19 protein-coding genes and 1 tRNA gene are annotated in these 20124 nt (G+C 61.6%); 11 read left to right on the top strand and 9 right to left on the bottom strand.

Going from position 1 to position 20124, the window contains the following annotated elements; genetic code table 11:
- The first annotated feature begins 156 nt into the window (after window positions 1-156).
- The 5 genes from Q1A89_RS20415 (at window position 157) to Q1A89_RS20395 (ending at window position 6255) form a co-directional block, all read left to right on the top strand.
- A complete protein-coding gene (locus Q1A89_RS20415) occupies window positions 157-1452 on the top strand; it encodes a helix-turn-helix domain-containing protein (protein WP_299732965.1) in 1296 nt (431 codons plus the stop codon).
- A gap of 109 nt (window positions 1453-1561) precedes the next feature.
- Entirely contained in the window at window positions 1562-1936 is a 375-nt protein-coding gene (locus Q1A89_RS20410) for a response regulator (protein ID WP_299732962.1), read from the top strand.
- On the top strand, window positions 1933-2226 hold the full coding sequence (locus Q1A89_RS20405; RefSeq protein ID WP_299732960.1) for a hypothetical protein: 294 nt from the start codon (window positions 1933-1935) through the stop codon (window positions 2224-2226). Before Q1A89_RS20410 ends, Q1A89_RS20405 begins: the two co-directional genes overlap by 4 nt.
- Entirely contained in the window at window positions 2226-4907 is a 2682-nt protein-coding gene (locus Q1A89_RS20400) for a sensor histidine kinase (RefSeq protein ID WP_299732957.1), read from the top strand. The genes Q1A89_RS20405 and Q1A89_RS20400 overlap by 1 nt, the downstream gene beginning before the upstream one ends.
- Before the next feature lie 55 nt (window positions 4908-4962).
- Window positions 4963-6255 (top strand): FliM/FliN family flagellar motor switch protein, encoded by a 1293-nt coding sequence (locus tag Q1A89_RS20395; protein WP_299732954.1) that lies wholly within the window; start codon window positions 4963-4965, stop codon window positions 6253-6255.
- A gap of 16 nt (window positions 6256-6271) precedes the next feature.
- On the opposite strand, the gene Q1A89_RS20390 is transcribed toward Q1A89_RS20395, so the two are convergent.
- From Q1A89_RS20390 to Q1A89_RS20375, 4 genes are read right to left on the bottom strand one after another with little or no spacing between them, the layout of a single operon-like run.
- Complete coding sequence (locus Q1A89_RS20390; RefSeq protein ID WP_299732951.1) at window positions 6272-6709, bottom strand: TIGR01244 family sulfur transferase; 438 nt, start codon at window positions 6707-6709, stop codon at window positions 6272-6274.
- A gap of 10 nt (window positions 6710-6719) precedes the next feature.
- Window positions 6720-7151, bottom strand: a complete 432-nt coding sequence (locus Q1A89_RS20385; protein ID WP_299732948.1) for a DUF6691 family protein — start codon at window positions 7149-7151, stop codon at window positions 6720-6722.
- A complete protein-coding gene (locus tag Q1A89_RS20380; protein WP_299732945.1) occupies window positions 7151-7570 on the bottom strand; it encodes a YeeE/YedE thiosulfate transporter family protein in 420 nt (139 codons plus the stop codon). The genes Q1A89_RS20385 and Q1A89_RS20380 overlap by 1 nt, the downstream gene beginning before the upstream one ends.
- Window positions 7571-7585: 15 nt before the next feature.
- Window positions 7586-7828: a hypothetical protein gene (locus tag Q1A89_RS20375; RefSeq protein WP_299732942.1), complete on the bottom strand. Its 243-nt coding sequence runs from the start codon at window positions 7826-7828 to the stop codon at window positions 7586-7588.
- A 114-nt stretch (window positions 7829-7942) separates the two neighbouring features.
- Between Q1A89_RS20375 and Q1A89_RS20370 the strand changes: the two genes are divergently transcribed.
- Window positions 7943-8206, top strand: coding sequence for a DUF2312 domain-containing protein (locus Q1A89_RS20370; RefSeq protein ID WP_299376497.1), 264 nt, complete (start codon window positions 7943-7945; stop codon window positions 8204-8206).
- A 16-nt stretch (window positions 8207-8222) separates the two neighbouring features.
- Here the strand turns inward: Q1A89_RS20370 and Q1A89_RS20365 are convergent, their stop codons facing one another.
- Entirely contained in the window at window positions 8223-9098 is an 876-nt protein-coding gene (locus Q1A89_RS20365) for a hypothetical protein (RefSeq protein WP_299732939.1), read from the bottom strand.
- A gap of 134 nt (window positions 9099-9232) precedes the next feature.
- On the opposite strand from Q1A89_RS20365, the gene Q1A89_RS20360 reads away from it, so the two are divergent.
- A tRNA-Thr gene (locus tag Q1A89_RS20360) sits at window positions 9233-9308 on the top strand.
- Between the two features lie 436 nt (window positions 9309-9744).
- Here Q1A89_RS20360 and Q1A89_RS20355 read toward each other — a convergent pair.
- From Q1A89_RS20355 to Q1A89_RS20345, 3 genes are all read right to left on the bottom strand, one after another.
- A complete protein-coding gene (locus Q1A89_RS20355; protein WP_299732936.1) occupies window positions 9745-11733 on the bottom strand; it encodes an ABC transporter permease subunit in 1989 nt (662 codons plus the stop codon).
- Complete coding sequence (locus tag Q1A89_RS20350) at window positions 11733-12749, bottom strand: glycine betaine/L-proline ABC transporter ATP-binding protein (protein ID WP_299732933.1); 1017 nt, start codon at window positions 12747-12749, stop codon at window positions 11733-11735. The genes Q1A89_RS20355 and Q1A89_RS20350 overlap by 1 nt, the downstream gene beginning before the upstream one ends.
- 97 nt (window positions 12750-12846) lie before the next feature.
- On the bottom strand, window positions 12847-13788 hold the full coding sequence (locus Q1A89_RS20345; RefSeq protein WP_299732930.1) for an ABC transporter substrate-binding protein: 942 nt from the start codon (window positions 13786-13788) through the stop codon (window positions 12847-12849).
- A 287-nt stretch (window positions 13789-14075) separates the two neighbouring features.
- Here Q1A89_RS20345 and Q1A89_RS20340 point away from each other — a divergent pair, with 287 nt between their 5' ends.
- Genes Q1A89_RS20340 through Q1A89_RS20325 form a run of 4 tightly spaced genes read left to right on the top strand, consistent with a single transcriptional unit; the run spans window position 14076 to window position 19110 of the window.
- Window positions 14076-15326, top strand: coding sequence for a sarcosine oxidase subunit beta family protein (locus Q1A89_RS20340; protein ID WP_299732927.1), 1251 nt, complete (start codon window positions 14076-14078; stop codon window positions 15324-15326).
- A 10-nt stretch (window positions 15327-15336) separates the two neighbouring features.
- Entirely contained in the window at window positions 15337-15609 is a 273-nt protein-coding gene (locus Q1A89_RS20335; protein ID WP_299732924.1) for a sarcosine oxidase subunit delta, read from the top strand.
- Window positions 15606-18551 (top strand): sarcosine oxidase subunit alpha family protein, encoded by a 2946-nt coding sequence (locus tag Q1A89_RS20330; RefSeq protein ID WP_299732921.1) that lies wholly within the window; start codon window positions 15606-15608, stop codon window positions 18549-18551. Before Q1A89_RS20335 ends, Q1A89_RS20330 begins: the two co-directional genes overlap by 4 nt.
- Window positions 18544-19110, top strand: a complete 567-nt coding sequence (locus Q1A89_RS20325) for a sarcosine oxidase subunit gamma (RefSeq protein ID WP_299732918.1) — start codon at window positions 18544-18546, stop codon at window positions 19108-19110. Before Q1A89_RS20330 ends, Q1A89_RS20325 begins: the two co-directional genes overlap by 8 nt.
- Here Q1A89_RS20325 and Q1A89_RS20320 read toward each other — a convergent pair.
- Entirely contained in the window at window positions 19107-20105 is a 999-nt protein-coding gene (locus tag Q1A89_RS20320; RefSeq protein ID WP_299732916.1) for a helix-turn-helix domain-containing protein, read from the bottom strand. The two genes, Q1A89_RS20325 and Q1A89_RS20320, sit on opposite strands and share 4 nt — an antisense overlap.
- Between the last annotated feature and the right edge of the window lie 19 nt (window positions 20106-20124).

Here is a 20124-nt window from a genome sequence, read left to right as displayed (position 1 = left end):
TGACGTGAATTATGAAAACTGCGCAATAAACCCTTTGTTTTTCTCGACTATTTTGTAAACATATACACAAGAGTACGGCGGTTTTTGTAAAATCTCTTATGTTGCAGCGCAGAAACGCGTTGAAATAGAACATGAATACCCAGCAACGGAGGCCCCATGCGCGAGGCACTGACAGGCACACGGATACGCGACCGCCGGGTCATGGCGGGCACCAAACAATCGGCCCTGGCCCGCGAAATCGGCATCTCAGCCTCATACCTCAATCTCATCGAACACAACCGCCGCAGAATCGGGGGCAAGCTGCTCTTGGATATCGCCAGCGCGTTGGGGGTCGAGGTGTCGGCCCTCACCACGGGTGCCGAGGCCGCCCTTGTCGCCACCTTGCGCGAGGCGGGCAGCGACACGCCGATTGCCGCAGCCGAACTCGACCGGGCCGAGGATTTTGCGGGCCGTTTTCCGGGCTGGGCGGACGCCCTAGCGCAATCCCATCGCAAGCTGGCGGCCCTTGAACACACGGTCGAAGTGCTGAGCGACCGCCTCACCCATGACCCCGAGGTCGCCGCCTCGGTACACGAGGTGCTGTCCACAGCCGCCTCCATCCGCTCGACTGCCTCGATCCTTGCCGAGGACAAGACCCTGTCGGCCGAATGGCGTGACCGTTTCCACGCCAATATCGACGCCGACAGCCGCCGCCTTGCCGAAAGCTCAAAGACGCTTGTGGGCTTTCTGGATGCCGAAACCGGCGAGGCGGCAACCGCAGGTACGCCACAGGAAGATGTCGAGGCGTTTCTGGAGACCCATGACTACGGTTTTGCCGCGCTCGAGGCGGGCGACGCGGATATCGAAGAGATGATCGCGGAGGCACCTGAACTGACCTCGGTCGCTGCCCGCCACATTGCCCAAGGGGTGCTGGAACGGATGCGGTCGGATGCGGGCCGTATCGCCTTACCGGACCTGCGCACGGCGATTGAGGGTGTGGGCCTGAACCCGCCCGCGCTGGCCGCGCATTTTGGCGCCAGCGTGCCCTGCACCTTGCGCCGCCTTGCGTCCCTGCCGGATCTCGGCTTTGGCCTCGTGGTCGCGGATCGCGCAGGAAGTCTGTTGTTTCGCAAGGGGATAGAGGGGTTCACCATCCCGCGCTATGGCTCGGCCTGTCCGTTGTGGCCACTGTTTCAGGCGCTTGGGCTGCCGGGGCAGGTGCTTTACCAGCGGGTGGCGATGCCAGGGCGCGCAGATGCCGTGTTTGACTGTTTTGCCGCCGCTGAAACCACCGGTTATGCCGCGCTGAACGCACCACCGCTGGTGCAGTCGACAATGCTGATCGTGCCCGTTCCCGAGGCGGAGCGTGAGGCCGGCCCAAAGCCGTTCAGCGTCGGCCCCGCCTGCCGCATCTGCCCGGTGACGGGGTGCGAGGGGCGGCGCGAGCCCTCAATCCTCAGCGACGGGTTCTGAGGCGTTTTGACAGGCCCGCCAAAACGGCACATAGTCATCATGCATCGTTGATTGGCCCCTTTTAAGTCACAGGGCCTGCGGCGACGGTGCGTAGGGGAGGAGCCGCATTTTGGGCAAGCATGTTCTGCTCGTCGAGGACGAGGTCAATATCATTGAAGCGATCCGCTTTCTGCTCAGCCGCGAGGGCTGGCAGGTCGATACCCATTCGGATGGGGCCACGGCGGTGGATACCATTCGCGCAGCGCGCCCGGACCTTGTGGTGCTGGATCACATGCTGCCGGGCAAAAGCGGTCTTGATATCCTGACCGAATTGCGCGCCGATCCGGACTTTCAGACCCTGCCAGTGCTGATGCTGACCGCGCGCGGGCAGGCCCGCGACCGCGAGCAGGCGGAAAAGGCAGGGGTGAGCCGTTTCATGACCAAACCGTTCTCCAATCTCGAAGTGGTCACGGCGGTGCGCGATCTGGTGCAATTGGCCCAATGAGCGAGCACGGTCTGCCTCCGGTCTTTCTGGAGCGGCGCAGTTACCGCCGCCGCAGGATGATGGATGCGCTGCGCCTGTTGCCGATCCTGGGGCTGTTTTTGTGGATGTTGCCGCTGTTCTGGCCGACGGCGGCGGACGGGCCCGGCGCCCCTGACAAGATGGCCATGTCCACCGCTGTCACCTATGTCTTTGCGGTCTGGCTGACTCTGATCGGATCGGCACTGGCGCTGTGGTCCTTTCTGCGCTCCAGCCCCGAGATGGGCGAGGACGCAAACGCCGAGCCGCGCTGATGGCTTCGGTCAACCTGCTGGTCGGCGTCAGCCTGATCTACGTCACCTTTCTGTTTGCCATCGCCTTTTTCGCCGAACGTGCGGCCGCCAAGGGGCGCGGGGCGTGGCTGCGCTCTCCCTTGGTCTACACGCTGTCGCTGTCGATCTATTGCACGGCCTGGACGTTTTACGGGGCGGTGGGTTATGCGGCCCGTTCGGGGATGGAGTTTGTCACCATCTACCTCGGCCCCAGCCTTGTCATGATCGGCTGGTGGTGGGCTCTGCGCAAGCTGGTGCGCGTGGGCCGGGTGCAGCGCGCCACCTCGGTGGCTGACCTCATCTCCTCGCGTTATGGCAAGTCCAACCTGCTGGCCATCGTGGTCACCGTGATGGCCGTCATCGGCGTCACCCCCTACATCGCCTTGCAACTGCAATCAGTGACCCTGTCCTTGTCGATCTTTTCGGCGCCGGACGCGGGCGGTGAGGTCGATCAGGCCATCGCCGCATTCTGGGTCGCCTTTGGTCTGGCCATCTTCACCGTCCTCTTCGGCACCCGGAACCTGAACGCCAACGAACGCCATGACGGGGTGGTCATCGCCATCGCAGTCGAGGCGGTGGTCAAGCTGATCGCCCTTCTGGCCGTTGGCATCTTTGTGGTCTGGGGCATCGCCGGGGGCATCGCGCCGATGATGGAGCGTATCGATGCCTCGCCCATCGGTGAGTGGGACATGGACCGCAGCCGCTGGGTTGCCCTCACCGCCCTGTCAGCGGCGGCCTTTCTGGCCCTGCCGCGCATGTTTCAGGTCATGGTGGTTGAGAACGAAGACGAGCGCCATCTGCAAATCGCCAGCTGGGCCTTCCCTTTGTACCTGATGCTGATGAGCCTTTTCGTGGTGCCCATCGCTGTCATCGGCCTTGATCTGATGCCAGCGGGGTCCAACCCGGATCTGTTTGTCCTCACCGTGCCGCTGGCCGAAGGGCAGGTGGGGCTGGCGACCCTCAGTTTTTTGGGTGGATTCTCCTCGGCGACATCGATGGTGATTGTGGCCACGCTGGCCCTGTCCACAATGGTGTCGAACCACGTGGTCATGCCTGTCTGGCTGAGCGCACGGGCCGAGGGGGCACAGGTGTCGGGGGATGTGCGCAACGTGGTGATCATGGCGCGGCGCGCCTCGATCCTGATGATCATTGGTCTTGGATACTTCTACTACCGCTTTTCCGGAGGCGGGGCGGCGCTGGCGGCGATCGGGCTGATCTCTTTCGTTGGTGTGGCGCAGTTTTTGCCCGCCATGTTCGGCGGCATCTTTTGGCGCGGGGCGACGCGGTGGGGGGCGCTGGCCGGGCTGGTTGTCGGCTTTGCGATCTGGGTGTTCTGCTCGCTCCTGCCCAGCTTTGGGCCCGGTGTGGTGCTGTCGGTGGGCATATTTGAAAACGGTCTTTTGGGCATCGGTTGGCTGCGCCCGCAGGCGCTGTTCGGGATCGAGGGGATCGACCCGACCGTGCATGCGGTGGCGTGGTCGCTGGTGCTGAACACGACCGCTTTCATCGCTGTCTCACTTGTCACCTTTCCCGGCCCACTTGAGCGGTTGCAGGGCGCGCAATTTGTCAACGTCTTTGACCACTCCACGCAGGCCCGCGGCTGGGAGGCTGCGCGCGCCACATCCGAGGACCTGATGGTGATGACCCAGCGCATCCTTGGTGCGGATGAGGCCCAGACCCTGTTCCGGGCTGAAGCGAAACGGCAGGGCCTTGATGGCTCGCTGCCCGAACCAACCCAGGGATTTTTGCAAAACCTAGAACGCGAACTGGCCGCCTCGGTCGGTGCGGCGACGGCCCATGCGATGATCAGCCAGCTTGTGGGCGGGGCATCGGTGTCCGTGCAGGACCTGATGGCGGTCGCCGACGAATCCGCGCAGATCCTTGAATATTCCAACCAGCTCGAGGCCAAATCCCACGAACTGACCCGTACAGCCGGCAAATTACGGGAGGCCAACCAGAAGCTGACCGCGCTCTCGGTCCAAAAAGACGCCTTTCTGAGCCAGATCAGCCATGAGTTGCGCACGCCGATGACCTCGATCCGTTCGTTTTCCGAAATCCTGCGCGACACCGAAGGGATGGGGCAGGTGGAAAAGACGCGATATGCCTCGATCATCCACGGCGAGGCGATCCGCCTGACGCGACTTCTGGACGATCTGCTGGACCTCAGTGTGCTGGAAAACGGTCAGGTGTCGCTGCGCTACGAGGCCGGACGGCTGAGCGATCTGTTGGAACAGTCCATCGTGACCGCGCAGGCCGCCAGCACCCGCAGCATGGACATCCGCCGCCGTCACGTGAACGAGGCGCTGGTGCTGACCACGGACCTTGACCGGCTTGGGCAGGTGTTCATCAACCTGATCACCAATGCCCAGAAATACTGCGACGCCGATGATCCTGAACTGGTGATTTCGGTGCAGCAGGACGGTGATGAGCTGTCCGTGGCCTTTCGCGACAACGGCACGCCGATTCCGGATGCGGCGCGCAGCGTGATCTTTGAGAAATTTGCGCGGATCGGCGATCAGGACGGCTCGGGCGCAGGCCTGGGACTTGCGATCTGCCGTGAGATTATGGCCCGCCTTGGCGGGGACATCACCCATGTGCCCGCCGCGCAAGGCAACACCTTTGTGGTGCATCTGCCCCGCCGCGCGGCCCTCGCTGCACAGTAAGTCCCCCAGTTTTCTGCGGTGATTTAAAGCGGTTGGTAACCAATCCTGCGTAGAGGTGTCCCGGTATAGCCAGTCCAAACCCGGGTCGGAGGATATGGGCGAAACCGAAAATCAGACTGTTCTGGGGCGTATCGCCGCCAAGGCGCGTGCGCAACGCAAGGCCCGGGCCATGACGCTGCAAAAGGCGTTGCGGGTGATGATGGCCAAAGTGGCGGATTCGCTGATGGGTATGCCCATGGCCGTGCTCAATTCATCCTTTCAGGACGTTGCCGGGGACGAGATCGAGGGCAGTCTGGACGACAGCGCCTTGCTGTTGCTGATGGATGGCCCCGGTGGATGTGCGGGTGCCATCAAGATCGAGCCGATTGTCGTCGGGGCACTGATCCAGCAGCAGACCATTGGCAGCGTCAATGGCTCATCCGATTCTGAACGGCCGATGACACGCACCGATGCGGCGATTTGCGCGCCGCTGATCGACACACTGTTTGCGCGCGTGGCCCCCATTCTGGACGATCCGGACGAACGCGCCCTGATGGAGGGGTTCACCTTCGGCGCCAAGGCGCAGGATGCGCGCACCTTGGCCATGGCATTGGATGCCAGCGATTACACAACGATCAAGCTGACACTCGATATCGCGCGCGGCGCGCGTCAGGGCGAAATGACCCTGATCCTGCCCACGCTCGAGGCGCGCGCCGACCGCCATGATCTGCCCGACGGTGAAGAGGCAGGAGAGCGCGCGACGGACAAACCTGATCTGGCGAAACTGGTGATGGGGCTCAATGCCGACCTGCGGATGGTACTGTGCCAGTTGAACATGCCGCTCAAGAAACTCAACGGGTTGAAAGTGGGCCAGACGCTGGAATTGACTCCCGGGGCCTTCCCGAATGTGCAGATCACCACCAGCACAGGCCGAGTGCTAGGACGCGGCGTGGTGGGGCATGTCGATGGGGTGCGCGCGGTCAAACCGCTACGTCCCCCCAGCCATGCATCACAACCCTTGCGCCGGGCCAGCGACCAGCCTTTGGTCGATATGCCCGAGGTCGAGGTGCTGACCGCGACAGGCCGCCGCTCGACCCTGCCGCGCGAAGTGGATGTGAGCGATGCAGAGGTCGAAGATGCTATGCAGGCCCTGCCACCACTGCCAGAGCGGCGCGGCGCATCGGCTGAGCAGGATATGGACGACAACGACGATGACCTCGACATCCCATTCCCGGTCGTCAACGATGCGCCCGATCTGGACGATTTGCCGGATCTGGACGATTTGCCGGACCTCGATGATCTGCCCGATCTGGATGACTTGCCCGACCTTGCCGACCTGCCAGACCTCGAGATGAAAGCGGCAGGCTAAGCGTCGCGCGCCTGCCTCAGCCTTGACTTTTGGTGCGCGCGATCGCCTCAAGAGTCGGACGCAGGTTGGCCAGATCGTAACCTCCGGCCCGCGCGGTGTTGAGAATATCATCAATGGGCATCTCACCCGCCTGACCCAGACACCACACCACCGTACACCGCGTGCCGGATGCGCAATAGGCCAGCACGGGCCCGTCGCAGGCGGCCAGATGTTCCATCTGTTCGGCCACAATGGGCGGTGTCATGCTTTGATGGGTCAGCGGCAGGCGGACAAAGTTGAGGCCCGCTGCCCTGGCCGCCGCCTCAAGCGCGTCGGCCTGAAAGGCGGGTGGCACCTCTTCGTCGGGGCGGTTGCAGATGATGGTGGTGATGCCAGCGGCCTTGATGTCGGGCATATCGGCCGGATCAAGTTGCGGGGCCACGAAATAGGTCGGTGTGATTTGACGAATATCCATGACGACAGGATTAGGCGCGCGCGCCGCGCCTGTCCAGCGCCCGGCGCAGCGGTGGCATCGCCCACATGCCCGCCAGCATCGCCACGAGGAACACACCGCCTTGCCAGCCGCCATAGCTGAGCGAGGCAATCGCAGGGCCAGGGCACAGGCCGACAAGACCCCAGCCGACCCCGAACAGGATTGACCCGATGACGAGCGGGCGCGTGATGTCTTGGTCGGGCCGTGCGGGAAAGACGCCACCGATCAACGGCGCGCGCCCCGGCGTCAGGCGCCAGGCGATGAACATCGGCACAATTGCGCCCCCCATCACAAAGGCCAGCGTCGGGTCCCAAGTCCCGGCAATGTCGAGAAATCCGCGCACGCGGGTGGTGTCGGTCATGCCCGAGATATGCAGGCCCGCACCAAACAGCGCGCCACTGAGAAGAAAGACGAGGCCCCGCATCACAATCCCAACCCGATCCGCAGGACCGTAACCGTGATCACCCCGGCGCCAATGTAAAACAGCGTCGCCACCAGCCCGCGAAGGGACAATCGTGACAGTCCACACACGCCATGCCCCGAGGTACACCCATTGGCAAAGCGCGTGCCGACGCCCACAGCCAGACCGGCAAGGATCAGCAACCAGATTTGCGACGTTGCGCCTGTGGTGGCGGACCAGCCTGCAAGGCTGAGCAGGGCGGGGGCTCCGATCAGACCGGCCAGAAAGGCGAGCGTCGCGCCGCGGTGCGTGCCGCTGCCATCGACGAGGCCGCCGACGATACCGCTGGCGCCCATGATTCGGCCCGCGCCCAGCAGCAGCACAGCACCGCCGGTGCCGATCAATAGCCCGCCCAGCAAACCCCAAAGCCACGCAATTTCCATCGCCTTGCCCCTTTGCTATTGCAGAAAAATTCCGACAATCACCAGCATCAGCCCGATGACAGAGACAAAGAGCGCCCCAAGGTTGAGTGGCAACACCCGCGCCATCACATCGCGCATTTGCGCGTCATCGAGTGCGGCACGGCGCGCACGCCAGACTTTTACGATGCACCACACAAGCCCCGCAAGGCCGAGCAGCGACAGCGCTGCACCGCCCCAGATCAGAGCGTCGAAAATGGTGGTGCCGGAGGTGGTTTCCATGACATGCGGGCTATCCCAGCCCGCACGCCTTGGCAAGCCGGGTTGCCCCTTGCAGCCCGCATCCCGCCCCGCTATCGAGACGCACAAACCACACCCGAGCCTCAGGAGCCGCGCATGTCCGACACTGCCACAAATGCCGAAAGTTACCGCGTTACAGCCGACGAACTGCGTCAGTTCATCGAGCGGATCGAACGGCTGGACATGGAGAAAAAGGACCTAGCTGACCAGCAAAAAGAGGTCATGGCCGAAGCCAAGGCGCGTGGCTATGACACCAAGGTGATGCGCAAGGTCATCGCGCTGCGCAAGCGTGACAAGGACGACATTGCCGAAGAAGAAGCGGTGCTGGAAATGTACAAAGAAGCGCTCGGCATGGGCTGAGGCGCCATTTTGCGGCTTATGGCGCGATGAAAGTGACGCCCGGAATGCGCGCGACCGCGAACATGTCTTCTTCGTAGATGTCGGTCATCGTGTCGATGTCCCCAGCACTCCAGCCGGGCGCGTTCACCTCTTCTTCGATGGCGTCCTCGATGGCGAATTTGTCCAAAAAGGCTGAAATTACCCGGCGTTTCTGCATCTCGGTCATGTTGGGATGGGCGGTGAGGTAGTCTTCGAACCGCTGCATGCCGGTTTTGGACATGATGTCGTTGAGCAGATCGAACTCGCCCACGATCTCTTCTCCATGTTCCAGCCCGGCCATTTCGCGAATGACCTCGGACCAGATCATCGGCATATCCTCGAAACACCATGCAGTGATCTTGACGGACGGGGCCGCGGTGCGAATGGCGCTGAGGGTGTCGGACCACTTGATCCCAAACGGGCTGACCCCACGCAGGAAGCTGTCCATGTCCTCTTGCGGGGCGCGCGAAAACAGCGCGGGCAACAGGGTGGCGGGATTGCGCAGGGCGAGAAAGAGTTCAAATTCATCATGTTCGAACAGCGCGGCCAGTTGCGCGACCCGTTCGGGACCGGATTCATAGATCATGCCGTTGCGTACGCAGGCGCGGGGCGCTCCGAACAGGAACATGTGGCTGAGAATGACGCGATCGGCGTTCTCTTCTTCGAGGATCAGATCAAACAGTACATCGCGTGCGTCGGGCGCGGGTGGGGCGTCCTGCAGGGCAGCCACGGTTTCCTTGAGCAAGGTACGATATTTGCCCGGGCCCGGCACCGTCACACCGCGCGCGGAAAACGCCTCGGTGTTGCGCAATAGACAGCGCAACAGCCGGTCTTCTTCGGTGAAATGTGCGCCTGCGTGCAGGACCAGTTGCATCGTGCGTCGCCTCGATCTTCGGTAACTTGCTTGGAGTTTAGCTATACTTGAATTGTTAGGGGATAAAACCTCTGCCTGACATGCATATTTGATCTTGCCACCTTGATCGCTTGCGATTAGACCCACGCCGCAATGCCCCTATAGCTCAGCTGGTAGAGCAACTGATTTGTAATCAGTAGGTCCGCGGTTCGAGTCCGTGTGGGGGCACCATTTTTTTATTAGAAATACCTATATTACAGTAACTTGCGTGTAGTTCCTGAAGGCGTATCCCCCAATGCATCCCCCAGCAGAAGCCTGTTTTACGTTCTTCGACAGGTCGGTTGAGCCATAAGTGCTTTGGTCCGCACTTACGATAGTGATCGGTTAATGGTCTCGATGATAGGCGCTCAGGGCGGGAAGCCGACTTTCGCTGCGGGTGCCTAGCAGAGACGTCGAACAGAGAAACCGGACATTGCGCTCTGACGCGGGATGAAGCTTTCTTTGCGCCGAACGAACAATCGACTTGGTCGATATCTGACAATTAGGTTTCTTGATACTTGAGATACCGAAAGAGCATAGCTCCCAGCCGAGGAGGTAATGGCGGACACGGACATCACATCTCTTGAGCGGCCTCCCCATTGCCTCCCAGTCAAGCCCGTCTTCTGCCTCAGTCCGGCAAACCCAATGCTTTCTTGCGATCTGTCGCCCATTTCATAATTGTCAGATCGAAGGTGAGCGCCATCAGTGACACGCAGATGCCCAACACGAAATTCTTGCCCAGATCGGTGCCCGCCAATGTGCGCTGCAGTTCCTGACCCAGATCCTGGGTGCCGATGAAGGCCGCGATGATGACCATGAAGAATGCGAACATGATCGCCTGATTGAAGCCGACCGCCATGGTCGGCAGCGCGAGAGGAAACTGCACTTTTACCAGCTTCTGCATCCGGGTCGCCCCCGCCATGTCTGCGGCCTCGGTCATTTCGGGTGGCACCGTGCGCAGCCCCTCGATCGTGTAGCGGGTTAGGGGCACCATGGCGAAAATCAGGATCGACATGACCACGGATGTCGCGGTGATACCGAACAGCATGATGGCCGGGATGAGGTAGATGAAGCTGGGAAATGTCTGCGCCGTGTCGCAGGCGAGCAATACCCTTTGCGACCACTTTTCGGAACGGGCGGCGGTGATGCCCAAAGGCACGCCGATCAGCAAGGCCAGCGTAACGGCGGAAATCACCGAATAGAGAGTGATCACCGACCGGTCCCACCAGCCTGACAGGGCCACGAGGCCGAAAAAGATTGCGGCATAGATCGCAGGACGCCTGCCGCCAAGTGACAGCGCAAAGGCCACGACAAGCAGGATAAAGGCCGGCGTCGGGATCGACAGCAGGAAGTCGCGGAAGGGGTTCAGAATCCAGACATTCAGCACGTAGCGGATCGCTTGCGTGGTGTTTTGCACCGGATCGAGGGCCAGAAAGCCCTTGATCAGCGTGTCGATTTCCTTGCCCTGGCTGAAATTCTGCTTGCGCCCGATTTCGGCAAAGACGTCGATGAATTGCGCGGCGATGCAGAAGAACACGAACACACCGAGCCCGCTAAGCAGCACGATGTGTTTGCGCCACCACGGGGTGTCACGCTCGAAGTGGACCGGTTGCTTGACCACCCACGCTTTCGACATCCGGTCCAGCGTCACAGCGAGCAACACGATTGTAACCCCGATCTCAAATGAACGGCCCAGTTTGAAACTGCCCATCATCGCCAGCAGTTTTGCCCCAAGGCCGGGCATGCCGATAAAGGCGGTCAGAACCACCATCGCCAGACACAGCATGATGACCTGGTTCACACCCACGAGGATTTCGGTTCGCGCTGACGGCAGATAGACATGGCGCAAGAGCTGCCACTTGGTGCAGCCGCTCATATTGCCCGCTTCGACCACCTCGATAGGCACCTTTTGCAGCCCCAGGGTGGTCATCAGGATCATGGGTGGGATGGCATAGATCGTAGTCGCCACCGCCCCGGCTGTCGGCCCCACCTTGAAGAAGATGACGGCGGGCAGCAGGTAGGTGAAGAAGGGCAGCGTTTGCAGCACCGACAGGATCGGCTTGATGACCCGGTTCACGGCCACGTATTTCCAGGCAAGAATGCCCAGCCCCAGACCGATGAAGAACGCCAGCGGTGCTGCAACCATCAGCACCGACATGGTTTCCATCGCGATTTTCCACTGACCGATCAGCGCGGTCCAGATGAACGTGCCCGCCCCCAGCAGGGCCATGCGCCAACCTCCAAGGTAGTAGCCGATCACCGCCGCAACTCCGGCGATGGCGGTCCACGGTATTGGTCCGATGTTGGGCCAGCGCCGCTTGCCGAACATCAGGTTCGCGGTCACGTCCAGCAGCCATTCCAGCCCTTCTGTCAACGTCCGTGTCAGCGTCAGCAGCCCCAGATCGTCCTTCACGAAGTTGAAGAACGCATCGAGCCATGCGGCAAAAGGCGGGATCAATTCCTCTGGTATCCGGTGCAATGCGTCGGGCAACAGCCCACCATAGCGCAGTGCCGTCAGCGCCACGGCGACGATCAGCAGCGCGGACGCCCATGTGCCCCGCGACCACTGCGCGGGGCCGGATGTGCCGGCTTTCAGATCGCTGGTCACATCGGCCATCAGCTGGCCTCCAACAGGATTTCCAGTGCGGCGGCCCGGTCCATGCCGCCGATCACCTTGCCGCCCTTGGCAACGGGAATGATCTCACGGGTGTCCTGCACCAGTAGGCGGGCGAGGTCCTGAACGGACGCGGTGGCCTCGACCGGGTCACCTTCGCCACTGGTGCCTTCACGGGCAAGGACTCCGGCGTGGACAACCCGTGCCTTGTCGATCTCTTCGGTGAACTTGCGCACGTATTCAGTGGCAGGGTTCAACACGATCTGATCGGGCGTGTCACATTGTTCGACCGCGCCGTCCTTCATAATGGCGATCCGGTCTGCGAGGCGCAGCGCCTCGTCGAAATCGTGGGTGATGAAAACGATGGTTTTGCCGAGCAGGCCCTGAAGGCGCAGAAATTCGTCCTGCATCTCGCGCCGGATCAGCGGGTCGAGGGCCGAAAACGGTTCGTCCAGAAACCAGATGTCGGGTTCGATGGCGAGGCTTCGGGCAATCCCGACACGCTGTTGCTGTCCGCCGGACAATTCGCGCGGGAAATACTCCTCGCGCCCCTCAAGGCCGACCAACTTGACCACTTCCAGCGCGCGTTCACGCCGCGTGTGCTTGTCCTGTCCGCGCATCTCAAGGGGAAAGGCCACATTTTCCAGCACCGTGCGGTGTGGCAACAGGCCAAAGGACTGGAACACCATGCCCATCTTGCTGCGGCGCAGCTCGATCAACTCTTTTTCAGAGAGGGACATCAGGTCCTGACCTTCGACAGTGATCGTGCCGCCGGTAATATCGTGCAGGCGAGAAAAGCAGCGCACCAGCGTCGACTTACCAGACCCCGACAACCCCATGATCACCAGCATCTCACCACGGGTGACGTCGATCGACACGTCCTTGACGCCCGCGATATAACCGTCCGCCCGAATATCATCAAAGCTGTGCCCGGCAGGCATCGACTTGAGGTATTTTTCGGGATCAGCGCCAAAGATCTTCCACGCATTCTTGCAGGAAATCACGGTATCGGCTGTCATGCTATGCTCTCTCCTCACCGAAAGGGCCCGGTGTTTAAAACGCCCGCCCGGAGTGTAACCCCGGACGGGCGAAAGTCTTTAACAGTTTTGAAGCGTCTTAGGACGTCCAGCCCTGCCAAACGTCTGGATTTGCTTCGAGCCATTCGGCGGCTGCCTCTTCGGGCTCCATTTCTTCAACATCGACCAGACGCGCCATTTCGGCGATCTGAGGGTTGGTGAAGGAGATCTTGGTCAGCACATCATAGGCCGCTGGCCACTTGTCCTTCATGCCATCCCAGGCGGCCTTCTTGAGGTAGCCGTCAGCAGGATTGCCGCAGTCATAGAGCGCGTCCTTGTTGGGACCAACGGCAGGGTCCTTGTCACAGCCATCGACCCATTCGGGGAACTCGACGAACTCTCCCGGCCAGACGGCTTCGGCAAAGTTGGGCGTCCAGTTGAACACCACGACCGGGCGCTTGTCGGCCTCTGCGGCACCGATTTCAGCCCACAGGGCTGCGGCGGAGCCCGCGTTTACAACGACAAAGTCCATACCCAATGCTTCAACCCGTTCCTGACCGTGCTTGAGCCAGTCCACCGGACCATCAAGATAGCGGCCCTTGTCACCGGTTTCGGCTGTCGCGAACACGGCTGCACACTCGTTCAGGGCTTCCCAGCTTGGCAGGCCGGGGCAGGCATCCTTGGTCCACATCGGGTACCACCAATCTTCGCGTGTGACCGCATCATGGTCGCCCGCATCATGCAAACCGCCCTTTTCCAAAGCTGCGCGGAAAGATGCGCCAAACGCGCCTTCCCACACTTCCAGTTCCAGCGTCACGTCACCCAAGCGGACGGATTCATAGACCGCCTGACTGTCGGTAGTCACGAACTCGACGTTGTTGCCCATCGATTCAAAGATCTGACCGACCACGTGGCTCATCACGATTTGCGACGACCAGTTGTGGATCGGAATCACGATTGGATCGCTGCTGTCTTCGGCCAGAAGCGCCATCGGCGCGAACGCCAGAACGCCCGCAGTCAGCGCTGTTGTAAACTTATTCATTCATAGTCTCCCTAGTGGCTCGCGACTGTGTCGTCGCTTTTTCGGATTACTTACGGCCCCTGATTTTTCGCTAGATTACGAATCCCGGTCGGGCGCTTGATTTTGGTACCCCTCACTGTTGCATTATTTTCCTATCAAGCAAGTTTTTTTCTTGCTGAGACGTGTTTGTGATCGGCAGAATGACAAAAATTTCGTGCGTCATGTCCGATTTCAAAGCCTTGATGTCGGAAACCAGGCGGATTTTTCCTTTGAAACAGGCCTACACTTAGCTTTGGAGGTCCGATTTGATGCAATATTCTGGGTTTAAAGTCATAAAAGAGGCATTGACCGGCCACAAAGGCTGGAAACCGGCATGGCGTGATCCGGACCCGAAGCCACATTATGACATCGTAATCATCGGCGGTGGCGGGCATGGGCTGGCTACGGCCCACTATCTTGCTTCCGTCTTTGACCGGCACAAGGTCGCTGTCATCGAAAAGGGCTGGATCGGCGGTGGCAATGTGGGGCGCAACACCACGATCATCCGCAGCAACTATCTGCTGGACGGCAACGAACCCTTCTATGAATTCTCGCTCAAGCTGTGGGAAGGTTTGGAGCAGGACCTGAATTACAACGCCATGGTTTCCCAGCGCGGGATCATGAACCTGATCCATTCGGATGCGCAGCGCGATGCCTTCATCCGGCGTGGCAATGCGATGATCCTGAACGGGGCGGATGCCGAATATCTGGATCTTGCGCAGATCAAAAAGGAATACCCGTTTCTCAACTTCGACGACGCGCGGTTTCCCATCAAGGGAGGGCTGGCCCAACGGCGCGGCGGCACTGTGCGCCACGATGCGGTGGCGTGGGGCTATGCCCGGGCCGCCGACAGACGGGGCGTGGACATCATCCAGAACTGCGAGGTCACAGGATTCCGCATTGAAAACGGCAACTGCCTTGGGGTCGAAACCTCAAGGGGGTTTATCGGTGCGGGTCGCGTGGGCTGTGCGGTGGCAGGCAATTCCAGCCGGTTGATGGCCAAGGCCGGGATGCGCCTGCCGATCGAATCCCATGTGCTTCAGGCTTTTGTGTCCGAAGGGCTGAAACCCGTCCTGCCCGGCGTCATTACCTTTGGCGCGGGACACTTTTATGTCTCGCAATCGGACAAGGGCGGGTTGGTCTTTGGCGGCGATATCGACGGCTATAACTCTTATGCCCAACGCGGCAACCTGCCGGTGGTCGAGGATGTGTGCGAGGGCGGTATGGCCATCATGCCAATGATCGGACGCGCACGGTTGTTGCGGATGTGGGGCGGGATCATGGACATGAGCATGGACGGCTCGCCCATCATCGACCGCACCCATGTCGACGGGCTCTATTTCAACGGGGGCTGGTGTTATGGCGGGTTCAAGGCGACGCCCGCTTCGGGCTATGCCTTTGCCCATCTATTGGCCCGGGACGAACCCCATGCCACCGCCACCGCCTATCGCTTTGACCGGTTCCGCACCGGTCACATGATCGACGAAAAAGGGATGGGCAATCAGCCCAACCTGCATTGAGGGACCGCACATGATCATCCATCACCCGCTGCTTGGCCCGCGTGACAGTGCCGAATTCGTCTACCTTGGGGCAGCGGCCCTGATGGACCGGCCCGACCCCGAAACCGCAAGCGCGGATGATTGGCACGACTATGCCTACCTGCGCGACAACCCGGCAGGTCCACATCGCGAGTTGTGGTTTCACGAGGGTGGCGACCGGTCGATCCTGATCGTCACGCGCGACACCACCACGCATGAGATCACGGATGTCGCATTGGCCCGCCCGGCAGGGGCGCAGATATGACCCAGACAAACCGGCTCGACGGCGGGCAGATTGACCGCGACGCCACCCTCAGCTTCACCTTTGACGGCAAGACGTATGCAGGCCACCCCGGCGACACGCTCGCCTCGGCGCTACTAGCCAACAACGTCCGCCTGATGGGCCGGTCGTTCAAATATCATCGCCCGCGTGGACCCCTGACAGCAGGGTCCGAAGAACCCAACGCGCTTGTCGAACTGCGCAGCGGCGCGCGGCAGGAACCCAACACGCGCGCCACGACTGCGGAACTGTTCGACGGCCTTTCCGCCAAGTCGCAAAACCGCTGGCCCAGCCTTGCCTTTGACGCCATGGCGATCAACGACAGGCTTTCGAATTTTCTGACCGCAGGCTTCTACTACAAGACCTTCATGTGGCCCGCCGCATTCTGGGAAAAGTTGTATGAGCCGATCATACGCAAGGCCGCCGGTCTTGGATCGCTGTCGATGCAGGCCGACCCGGACGCTTATGACAAGGGGTTCCGCCATTGCGATCTGCTGATCATCGGTGCGGGGCCCGCGGGCTTGAGCGCTGCCCTGACCGCCGCTCGTGCGGGCAAGCATGTGATCCTCGCGGACGAGGATTTCCGCATGGGCGGGCGGCTGAATGCGGAAACCTTTGCCATTGCCGACATGGCCGCGGCCGATTGGGCGGCGCAGATCATCGCAGAACTCTGTACAATGCCCAACGTTCGCCTGATGCCACGTACGACTGTGATCGGCGCCTTTGACCATGGGATTTATGGTGCGGTCGAGCGGATAAGCGATCACCTCGCGATACCACCCGCAGGCAAACCGCGCCAGATTCTGTGGCGGGTTAATGCCCAGCAATGCCTGCTGTGTGCCGGGGCGACCGAGCGTCCCATCGCCTTTGAAAACAATGACCGGCCGGGAATCATGCTTGCCGCATCGATGCGTGCCTATGCCAACCGCTGGGCCACAACGCCTGCGCGCCGTGTCGCGATCTTTACCAACAACGATGACGGCCACCGCACCGCGCAGGATCTGCACGCCAAGGGGGTCAAGATCGCCGCCGTGATCGACACCCGCCCAGACGCGCAGCGCAGCCACGACTACGAAGTGTTGCAGGGCGCGCAGGTCAAAGATACCAAGGGCCGTCTTGGCCTGACCTTTGTTGAAGTTGCGCAGGCGGATGGCAGCAGCCGCACGGTCGAATGCGGCGCGCTTGGCGTGTCGGGCGGTTGGAACCCGAACGTCCACCTGACCTGCCACCAGCGGGGCCGCCCCACTTGGGATGACGGCCTTGCCGCGTTTGTTCCCGGTGGAACTCTGCCCCCCGGCATGACTGTGGCAGGGGCGGCGAATGGCGCGCTTTCAACCCACGGCGCTTTGCAATCGGGCCGGGATGCCGCCCGCAAGGCCCTTGGCCTCAAAGGGCGCGCGCCCGCCGTGCCAAAGGCCGAAGACGCCCCGGTCAACCAGAGCCCGTTCTGGTATGTGCAGGGTTGTTCGCGCGCCTGGCTTGACCAGCAGAATGACGTGACGGTCAAGGACGTGAAGCTGAGCCATCAGGAAGGGTTCCGTTCGGTCGAGCACCTGAAACGCTATACCACGTTGGGCATGGCCACAGATCAGGGCAAGACGTCGAATATGGGCGGGCTTGCCATCATGGCCGAACTGGCGGGCAAGTCGATCCACGAGGTCGGCACGACTATCTTTCGCCCGCCCTACACCCCCATGGCCATCGGCGCGCTGGCAGGACGGATGCGGGGAAAGGAATTCCATCCGACGCGGCTCACCCCGTCGCACTTCTGGGCCAAGGAACGCGGTGCGGTGTTTGTCGAGGTCGGCAACTGGCTGCGTGCGCAATGGTTCCCGTTGCCGGGCGAAACCCATTGGCGGCAATCCGTGGACCGCGAGGTGACGGCCACCCGCGCCTCGGTCGGGGTGTGCGACTGCACCACGCTGGGCAAGATCGACGTGCAGGGCAGTGATGCGGCGACTTTCCTGAACAAGATCTACTGCAACGGTTTCGCCAAGCTCGCTGTGGGCAAGACCCGCTATGGCCTGATGCTGCGCGAAGACGGGATCGCCATGGACGACGGCACCGCCGGGCGTCTGGCCGAAGACCAATTTGTCGTGACCACCACCACGGCTAATGCCGCCAAAGTGTACCAGCACATGGAATTCGTACGCCAATGCCTGATGCCGGACGCGGACGTGCAATTGATCTCGACCACCGAGGCGTGGGCGCAATACGCGGTTGCAGGCCCCAATTCCCGCCGCCTTTTGCAAAAGATCGTGGATGCCGATCACGACATTTCGAACGAAGGCTTCCCCTTCATGGGCTGCGCCAACATCACGGTCTGTGGCGGTCTGCGCGCGCGTCTGTTCCGCATCTCGTTCTCGGGCGAACTGGCGTTCGAGATCGCGGTGCCGTCCCGCTATGGCGACGCGCTGATGCGCAGGCTGATGGTGGAGGGCGAGGAATTCGATGTGACCCCGTACGGGACCGAGGCCCTCGGCGTCATGCGTATCGAGAAAGGGCATGCGGCGGGCAACGAGCTAAATGGGACAACCACCGCGCTGAACCTCGGCATGGGGCGCATGGTGTCCAAGGCCAAGGACAGCATCGGTTCCAAATTGTCCGAACGTCCAGGGCTCAACCAAGCGGACGCTCTGATGCAGGTCGGTCTGCGCCCAATCAATGCCGACCACAAGGTGACGGCGGGCGGGCACTTGATGAATGCAACGGGTCCCGTCGATGCCGCCCATGATCAGGGCTATGTCACCTCAGCCGCCTATTCCCCGGCGCTGGGCTGCATGATCGGGCTAGGGTTCCTCAAGGACGGTGGCAACCGTTTGCGCGAACGCCTGCGGCTCGTGTCGCCCGTCACCGACTTGACGGTGGAGGTCGTTGTCGTGTCGGCGCACTTTATCGACCCCGAAGGAGAGCGTGTACGTGCATGACCTGACCCCCATCACCGCCCTTGGCGGCACCAGCCAGCGCATCGACACGGTCGGAGACGTCTGTCTGACCGAAATGCCGGATGTCGCGCTCGCGTCTGTCGCGGCGCGCCGGGGGAAAGAGGCCCGGTGCAGGGCTGCGCTGAAACCGCTTTTGAACGCGGATGCGCCCCCGCCGGGCCGGACCACGGCCAACGCACCATTCGAATCCATCTGGACCGGGCCGGATCAGTGGATGCTGCTTGCCGATTTCACCACACACGAGGATATCGCCGCACACTTGAAATCGCACCTCGCCGACACGGCTTCGGTCACCGAACAGACGGACGCATGGGTGTGTTTCGACCTGACCGGGCCGCGCATCACGGCCGTGCTGGAACTGCTTTGCACTATCGACCTGACGTGGTTCGAGACAGGCGACGCGATCCGGACATCGATCCACCATCTGGGCTGTTTCGTGATCTGCACCGAAACCGGGCAATCCGTGCGCATCCTTGGGCCGCGGGCCTCGGCGGGATCGCTGCACCATGCCATCACCACGGCCATGGCGTCCGCGCTCTAGGCTGGCGGCAAGGGCACATTGCCCGCGACCCGGAAGGAATTGATCTGCTTGCGGTCTTCTTGAGGGCTGACGCCGAAGGCGGCGCTGTAATGGGCCAGCAACGGGGTGGCCGATGCATAGCCGACAGCCTGCGCGATGCTGGACATGCTGTGCTTGGAATAGAGCACCAACTGGCGCGCTGCCTTCATTCGCATGGCTCGATAGTAATGCGTCGGGCTCTGGCCCGTCGCCTTCTTGAACGCCCTTTCGATCTGGCGCGGGGTCACCTTCATGGCGCGCGCCACCTCGGCCACTGAAATCGGATGTTCGATATGGTCGGCAAACAGCGCCACTGCCCGCGCGACAAGCCTGGGCAGATCAGGGGCCGCGCTGGGGTGCATCGGGATGCGCTGTTGCACGCCTTCGCCGCGCATGGTCGGATGTTGAAACCAGCAGGCGACCTCGTGGGCGATGTCCGGGCCAAGCCGATCCTCGATCATCCGCAGGGCCAGATCAAAGGCCGACGCCGCGCCCGACACGGTATAGCGGCGCCGGTCCATGGTGATCACATCATCGGTCATTTCGATGTCGGGAAAGGCACTGCGAAACGCAGCCTCGTAGCACCAGTGCACCGAACAACTGTGCCCGCGCATCACGCCGGAGCGGACCAGGGGGAACACGCCTCCGCTGATGCCTCCAAGGATGGAGCCGTGCCGGTCGAGGCGTCGCAACAGGCCTTCGCCGCGCCTCGGGTCTTCGAACGTGCTGGCTGGCGCACCAAGCAGGAACAGCATGTCAAACTCAGGGATGTCGGCCAGCGCCATATCCGGCTCGAACCACACGTGCGCGCTGGAAACCGTGCGCGCGCCGGACTCCGCGACAAGGTGCCAGACAAAAACCTCGGTCCCGGCAATCTCGTTTGCCGCCCGCAAGGGTTCGATCACGGATGTCAGACAGGCCATCGGAAAACCGGGAAAGATCAGAAACCCGATCTCTGATTTTTCACTGTCATTCAACTTTTATGTTCTCACGGGA

The sequence above is a fragment of the uncultured Tateyamaria sp. genome (genome assembly GCF_947503045.1).
Lineage (GTDB): Bacteria > Pseudomonadota > Alphaproteobacteria > Rhodobacterales > Rhodobacteraceae > Tateyamaria.
The sequence above is the reverse complement of the archived record's forward strand: the minus strand, read 5'-3'. Positions and strand labels throughout refer to the sequence as shown.

Coding starts and splice junctions, on each gene's coding strand:
- Q1A89_RS20415 (WP_299732965.1), top strand. CDS start 157: ATGCGCGAGGCACTGACAGGCACACGGATACGCGACCGCCGGGTCATG.
- Q1A89_RS20405 (WP_299732960.1), top strand. CDS start 1,933: ATGAGCGAGCACGGTCTGCCTCCGGTCTTTCTGGAGCGGCGCAGTTAC.
- Q1A89_RS20400 (WP_299732957.1), top strand. CDS start 2,226: ATGGCTTCGGTCAACCTGCTGGTCGGCGTCAGCCTGATCTACGTCACC.
- Q1A89_RS20390 (WP_299732951.1), bottom strand. CDS start 6,709: ATGGATATTCGTCAAATCACACCGACCTATTTCGTGGCCCCGCAACTT.
- Q1A89_RS20385 (WP_299732948.1), bottom strand. CDS start 7,151: ATGCGGGGCCTCGTCTTTCTTCTCAGTGGCGCGCTGTTTGGTGCGGGC.
- Q1A89_RS20380 (WP_299732945.1), bottom strand. CDS start 7,570: ATGGAAATTGCGTGGCTTTGGGGTTTGCTGGGCGGGCTATTGATCGGC.
- Q1A89_RS20375 (WP_299732942.1), bottom strand. CDS start 7,828: ATGGAAACCACCTCCGGCACCACCATTTTCGACGCTCTGATCTGGGGC.
- Q1A89_RS20370 (WP_299376497.1), top strand. CDS start 7,943: ATGTCCGACACTGCCACAAATGCCGAAAGTTACCGCGTTACAGCCGAC.
- Q1A89_RS20365 (WP_299732939.1), bottom strand. CDS start 9,098: ATGCAACTGGTCCTGCACGCAGGCGCACATTTCACCGAAGAAGACCGG.
- Q1A89_RS20355 (WP_299732936.1), bottom strand. CDS start 11,733: ATGGCCGATGTGACCAGCGATCTGAAAGCCGGCACATCCGGCCCCGCG.
- Q1A89_RS20350 (WP_299732933.1), bottom strand. CDS start 12,749: ATGACAGCCGATACCGTGATTTCCTGCAAGAATGCGTGGAAGATCTTT.
- Q1A89_RS20345 (WP_299732930.1), bottom strand. CDS start 13,788: ATGAATAAGTTTACAACAGCGCTGACTGCGGGCGTTCTGGCGTTCGCG.
- Q1A89_RS20340 (WP_299732927.1), top strand. CDS start 14,076: ATGCAATATTCTGGGTTTAAAGTCATAAAAGAGGCATTGACCGGCCAC.
- Q1A89_RS20335 (WP_299732924.1), top strand. CDS start 15,337: ATGATCATCCATCACCCGCTGCTTGGCCCGCGTGACAGTGCCGAATTC.
- Q1A89_RS20330 (WP_299732921.1), top strand. CDS start 15,606: ATGACCCAGACAAACCGGCTCGACGGCGGGCAGATTGACCGCGACGCC.